The organism is uncultured Neisseria sp., assembly GCF_951230505.1.
Classification (GTDB): Bacteria; Pseudomonadota; Gammaproteobacteria; order Burkholderiales; family Neisseriaceae; genus Neisseria.
In genome coordinates this window covers 1-5,735 of the sequence record NZ_CATNVN010000119.1, presented here as the reverse complement: position 1 = coordinate 5,735, position 5,735 = coordinate 1, and the positions used below count along the sequence as shown (strand labels likewise).

The window sequence follows — 5,735 nt, the reverse complement described above, 5'->3', positions numbered from 1 at the left end:
TTCAGCATCAACTCGTTCACATACAATCCGCTGAACAAAGCCCTGCCCTGCGGCTGTGTCCACCCGCCTATCCATTCGGCGCGATGCAAAGTCTTCAACTCTTGCGAACCATACCAAGACGCGCTCACCGGCACAAACGGCACCAACACGCCGCGCAATTCGCTCTGCCGTTTGCGCGCGCTTCTGGCCAACAAAGCCACCCGCCCATAACGGCGGCTGAAAGCCTCCACCCACAAGCTGCTCTCGCGCCAAGGGGCAGAAGCAAGCAGAAAGATAGGTTCGTGGTTGATGCGGTTTGGTTGCGCCATAAGGGTTTGGAAAGATAAAGATTGTGTCGATTATAACGGAAAATCGACGCAAAAAGGCCGTCTGAAAGTCTACCTTCTATAAAGGCCGTCTGAAAACCTTTATAATCCGTTTTGAATGAATAACCGACTTTCCTGTGTTTATGCCAAAATTCCCTTTTAAATCCGCCCTTTCCCTGCTCTCCGCAGCCCTATTATCCGCCTGCTCGCTGGTAAAATATCAACCTATCGCCGGTATTGATACGGTCGACCTGCAACGCGGCTACCGCTTTGAAACCAGCCGGCTTCAGCGCAACGATGAAGACGATACGCTTGTTGTGTTGATGTTCTCCGGCGGCGGTACGCGTGCGGCGGCCTTGGGTTATGGCGTGTTGGAGCAGCTTCATAAGCAACAGATTACCATCGGCGGCAAAAAACAGTCTTTGATGTCGAATGTCGATGTGGTGGTCGGCGTATCCGGCGGCTCGGTTTTGGCAGCTTATTTTGCACTCAAGGGCGAAGAAACCATTCCTTTGTTTTATAAACGTTTCCTACACCAAAACTTCCAACGCCAAGTCGTCAAACAAGCATTTTCCATGTCCAATCTGCCCCGACTGGCCTCGCCTGAATACGGACGCGGCGATCTGTTGCAGGAGCAGTTTGAAAACTACCTTTTCGGTAAAACCACTTTCCGCGATTTGGAAAAAAATGCCAAAGGCCCGTTTGCCATCATTTCCGCCACCGATATGGGCATAGGCGAGCGTTTCAATTTCACACAGGAATATTTCGACCCGATGTGTATCGACTTGGGCGACTTGCGACTTGCCCGTGCCGTCGCCGCTTCAAGCTCCGTGCCCATGGTGTTTGCACCAATTACGCTTAATAACAACGGCGGCCATTGCCAATATACACTGCCGCTTCAACTTGTCTCCGACAGCGAAGCAGGTAAAAAACAGCTGCAAACCCGAAAGGAATTTTTCGAGCGTTTCCAAAAATACAGCAACAGCAAAAACCGTCCCTACATCCACCTTATCGACGGCGGCTTAACCGACAATCTGGGCATGCGCAGCCTTTTGGACATGACGGAGATGTATCCGGAAAAAATCCTGACAAACAAAATCCTGCAAAACAACATCCGCCATATCGTCGTCATCAACGTCAATGCGCAAAATCAAGTCAGCAGCAATTTGGACAAAACTGCGGCCGTTCCCGGTTTCCGCGACGTCGTCTCCTCTATCGTCAATATTCCCATCGACCAAAACTCGCAAGAATCCCTGCGCCGTTTCCGTGCCTTCGTCGATCAGTGGAATAAAGACAAACAGAATGAAAACATCTATTTCTCTTTCGTCAGCCTGAATCTCAAAGACCTTCCGCCATCCCAGCTGAGGGACAAGGTATTGAATATCCCGACCAGTTTCTATCTGCCACCGGAAGACGTGGACAATCTGCGCACCGCCGCCGCCGAGCTGATGAAACAGTCGCTGGACTATCGCAACCTGCTGGCAGAGTTTGCGGCGCACCCCAATCCAGACACCATCTTCGCAGCCCCACCTCCTGATGCGCAAGAATTCAAACCATTGAACGAAAAAGAAAAGCAGTAGCAAACTGTTCCATAAAGTGCAGCTCTGTTAAAATATATGCTTCATTTTATATTTCAGACGGCCCCGATACCCAAGGCCGTCTGAAACACTTAACAATAAATAGAATCCAACCATGATCGAATTGAACACTCCCATCGTTACCGATATTGACCGCCCCATCCTCGTTCCTCCTGGCGGCCATAAGAAAGTCCTGCTGCATTCCTGCTGCGCCCCATGTTCCGGCGAAGTGATGGAAGCCATGCTTGCCAGCGGCATCGACTACACCATTTATTTTTACAACCCCAATATCCATCCGCACAAAGAATATATGTTGCGCAAAGAAGAAAACATGCGCTTTGCGGACAAATTCGGCATCCCTTTTGTCGATAAAGACGACGACTACGAAAACGACCGTAAAGAATGGTTCGCCAAAGCCAAAGGCATGGAATTTGAACCCGAACGCGGTATCCGCTGTACCATGTGTTTCGATATGCGTTTTGAAAAAGCGGCGCAATACGCCCATGAAAACGGCTTCCATGTTTTCACCAGCTCACTGGGCATTTCACGCTGGAAAGACATGAAACAGATCAACGGCTGCGGCCATCGCGCTGCCGAACCGTACGATGACTTGGTTTATTGGGATTTCAACTGGCGCAAAGGCGGCGGCAGCGCACGCATGATTGAAATCAGCAAGCGCGAGCATTTCTACCAACAAGAATACTGCGGTTGCGCCTACTCCCTGCGCGATTCCAATGCCCACCGCAAATCGCAAGGCCGCATACCCATCAAGCTGGGCGTATTGTATTACGGTGATGAGTCCACCCAATACGAGCCTCAAGCCGAAAACAAAATCATTGTTGAGAAATAAATATCAAAGGCCGTCTGAAACATTCAGACGGCCTTTGTTTAAATCAGACGATTAACGGCGGCGGAATTTGCCGTGATCAAAATCATCAAATGCCTGATAAGCGGCTTGGCATCGGATTTTTTGCTCGGCATAAGGCAAACCGCGGAACGCTTTTGCCGCTTTTCGGTTTTCCCTCAACTCGGCCTTGTTGCCCTTGTAGCGATACCAAGCGGCACGGCGCTCAAGGTATCTCTTACAAGCAGGATGCAATTTGTTTTTCTTCGCCTGCTGGTGTTTGCTCACATGATGGCCATGCGGTTTGGCCGCCGCTTCGGCAGAATAAGCACCCAAGCTCAATACGGCAACCGCCGCCAGTGCGGAACCTAAATTTTTCAACATTAACATGATTCGCCTCCTAAATAGTTTTTCCATTATATGTTTCGCCAGGGCACCGGCAAAACGCCCATTTTTTACATGACAAAAATGTGGTTAATTACTACATCATACTACTTGCTTTGCAAAATTTAACACACCTTCCATTTAGACGAAACCTGAATATAAATTTCTTTATTTCATAAGCCTCTAGCCAATGTTTAACCAAATGTGATGCAAATGCAAAATAATACCGAATTGCCACAAAGCCACATAAAACCTAGTCTGAGCCCTCTCCCTCCTTAATCAGCCCCCGAAAAAAGCGCATTGTCAAGTCTAGTTAAACAAAGAAAAATACATTATATTGTGCCGTTCAAAGCAATCACATACCGTATCTTGTGTTTTTTAATGGGAAGACTGAACAATGAATGCAGCAACGAATATTAAAGTAACCAAACGCGACGGACGCTTGGAAGATATCAATTTAGACAAAATCCACCGTGTTGTTACTTGGGCGGCAGAAGGCTTACAAAACGTCTCCGTATCGCAAGTCGAGCTCAAATCACATATTCAGTTTTACAACGGTATCCGCACCGACGACATCCATGAGACCATCATCAAGGCCGCGGCCGACCTGATCTCACAAGATACGCCCGATTATCAATATCTGGCCGCCCGCCTTGCCATTTTCCATCTGCGCAAAATCGCTTACGGCGAGTTCGAACCGCCCCACCTCTACGATCACGTTAAAAAACTGACCGAAGCAGGTAAATACGACCGCCACATCATCGCAGATTACAGTCGCGAAGAATTCGACGAGCTGAATGCCTATATCGACCACAGCCGCGATATGACCTTCTCTTATGCAGCCGTAAAACAGCTGGAAGGCAAATATCTGGTTCAAAACCGCGTTACCCGCCAAATTTATGAAACGCCGCAGTTTTTATATATTTTGGTGGCCATGTGTCTCTTCAGCAAATATCCGAAAGAGACCCGTTTGGATTACGTCAAACGTTTTTATGACGCCGTTTCCACATTCAAAGTATCGCTGCCTACGCCTATCATGAGCGGCGTGCGTACGCCTACCCGTCAATTCTCAAGCTGCGTGTTGATTGAATGCGACGACAGCCTCGACTCCATCAACGCCACCACCAGCGCGATTGTGAAATACGTTTCCCAGCGTGCAGGCATCGGCATCAACGCCGGCCGTATCCGCGGCTTGGGCAGCGAAATCCGCGGCGGCGAAGCACAACACACCGGCTGTATCCCATTCTTCAAAATGTTCCAAGCGGCCGTTAAATCTTGCTCACAAGGCGGCGTACGCGGCGGCGCGGCAACCTTGTTCTACCCATTGTGGCACATCGAAGCCGAAAGCCTGTTGGTATTGAAAAACAACCGCGGCGTAGAAGATAACCGTATCCGTCAACTGGACTACGGCGTACAAATCAACCGCCTGCTGTACACCCGCTTGATCAAAGGCGGCAACATTACCCTGTTCTCGCCGAATGAAGTTCCGGGTTTGTATGATGCCTTCTTCGCCGATCAAGATGAATTCGAGCGCCTCTACACTCAATACGAGCAAGACCCAAACATCCGCAAACGCACTTTGCCGGCAACAGAATTGTTCTCCACCCTGATGCAGGAACGCGCCGGTACAGGTCGTATCTACATCCAAAACGTTGACCACTGCAACACGCACAGCCCGTTTGATCCGCGCGTTGCGCCTGTTCATCAGTCCAACTTGTGCATGGAAATCGCTCTACCGACCAAACCACTGGACAACATCAACGATCCGAACGGCGAAATTGCCTTGTGTACCCTGTCCGCCTTCAACTTGGGCGCATTGAACAACTTGGACGAACTGGAAGAGCTTGCCGATTTGACCGTACGCGCACTTGATGCCCTGTTGGATTATCAAGACTATCCGGTTGCAGCAGCACGCACTGCAACCATGAACCGCCGCACGCTCGGCATCGGCGTCATCAACTACGCCTACTATCTGGCGAAAAACGGCGTACGTTACAGCGACGACTCCGCCCTCGGCCTGACCCACCGCACCTTTGAAGCCATGCAGTATTACCTGCTCAAAGCATCGGTAAACCTTGCCAAAGAATACGGCGCATGCCCGCTGTTCAACCAAACCGTTTACTCGCAAGGCAAACTGCCTATCGACACCTACAAAAAAGACTTGGACGCTGTGTGCAGCGAGCCTTTGCACTACGACTGGGAAAGCCTGCGCGCCGACATCGTCAAATACGGCCTGCGCAACTCTACCCTGACCGCACTCATGCCGTCTGAAACCAGCTCGCAAATTGCCAACGCCACCAACGGCATCGAGCCTCCACGCGGCCTGGTCAGCGTTAAAGCATCAAAAGACGGTATTTTGAAACAAGTCGTACCGGAATTTGAAACCCTGAAAGATGCCTACGAAACCCTGTGGCAGCTTCCCGGCAACGAAGGCTACCTGAAACTCGTCGGCGTAATGCAAAAATTCGTCGATCAATCGATTTCTGCCAATACCGCCTACGACCCGAACAAATTTGAAGGCAGCAAAGTTTCCATGAAACAAATGCTCAAAGACCTGCTGACCGCCTACAAATACAGATCGGAAGAGCGTCGTGTAGGGAAAGAGTGTAGATCTCGGTGGTCGCC

The 5,735-nt window shown here is 50.0% G+C and carries 4 protein-coding genes; 2 read left to right on the top strand and 2 right to left on the bottom strand.

The features are described from left to right. Positions 1 to 308 (bottom strand): recombination protein O N-terminal domain-containing protein (locus Q1M25_RS07640; RefSeq protein ID WP_300483577.1); only part of this gene is annotated, 308 nt, incomplete at its 3' end. 140 nt (positions 309 to 448) lie between these two features. Here Q1M25_RS07640 and Q1M25_RS07635 point away from each other — a divergent pair. Further along, on the top strand, positions 449 to 1,885 hold the full coding sequence (locus tag Q1M25_RS07635; RefSeq protein ID WP_300483574.1) for a patatin-like phospholipase family protein: 1,437 nt from the start codon (positions 449 to 451) through the stop codon (positions 1,883 to 1,885). Between the two features lie 112 nt (positions 1,886 to 1,997). Then, on the top strand, positions 1,998 to 2,732 hold the full coding sequence (locus Q1M25_RS07630; protein WP_300483572.1) for an epoxyqueuosine reductase QueH: 735 nt from the start codon (positions 1,998 to 2,000) through the stop codon (positions 2,730 to 2,732). A 51-nt stretch (positions 2,733 to 2,783) separates the two neighbouring features. Here Q1M25_RS07630 and Q1M25_RS07625 read toward each other — a convergent pair whose 3' ends face one another. Continuing rightward, complete coding sequence (locus Q1M25_RS07625) at positions 2,784 to 3,116, bottom strand: stress response protein (protein ID WP_300483569.1); 333 nt, start codon at positions 3,114 to 3,116, stop codon at positions 2,784 to 2,786. Positions 3,117 to 5,735 lie beyond the last annotated feature (2,619 nt).

What these genes read in the sequence shown, in the direction of transcription:
- Q1M25_RS07625 (WP_300483569.1), bottom strand. Translation starts at nt 3,116, where the DNA reads ATGTTAATGTTGAAAAATTTAGGTTCCGCACTGGCGGCGGTTGCCGTA.
- Q1M25_RS07630 (WP_300483572.1), top strand. Translation starts at nt 1,998, where the DNA reads ATGATCGAATTGAACACTCCCATCGTTACCGATATTGACCGCCCCATC.
- Q1M25_RS07635 (WP_300483574.1), top strand. Translation starts at nt 449, where the DNA reads ATGCCAAAATTCCCTTTTAAATCCGCCCTTTCCCTGCTCTCCGCAGCC.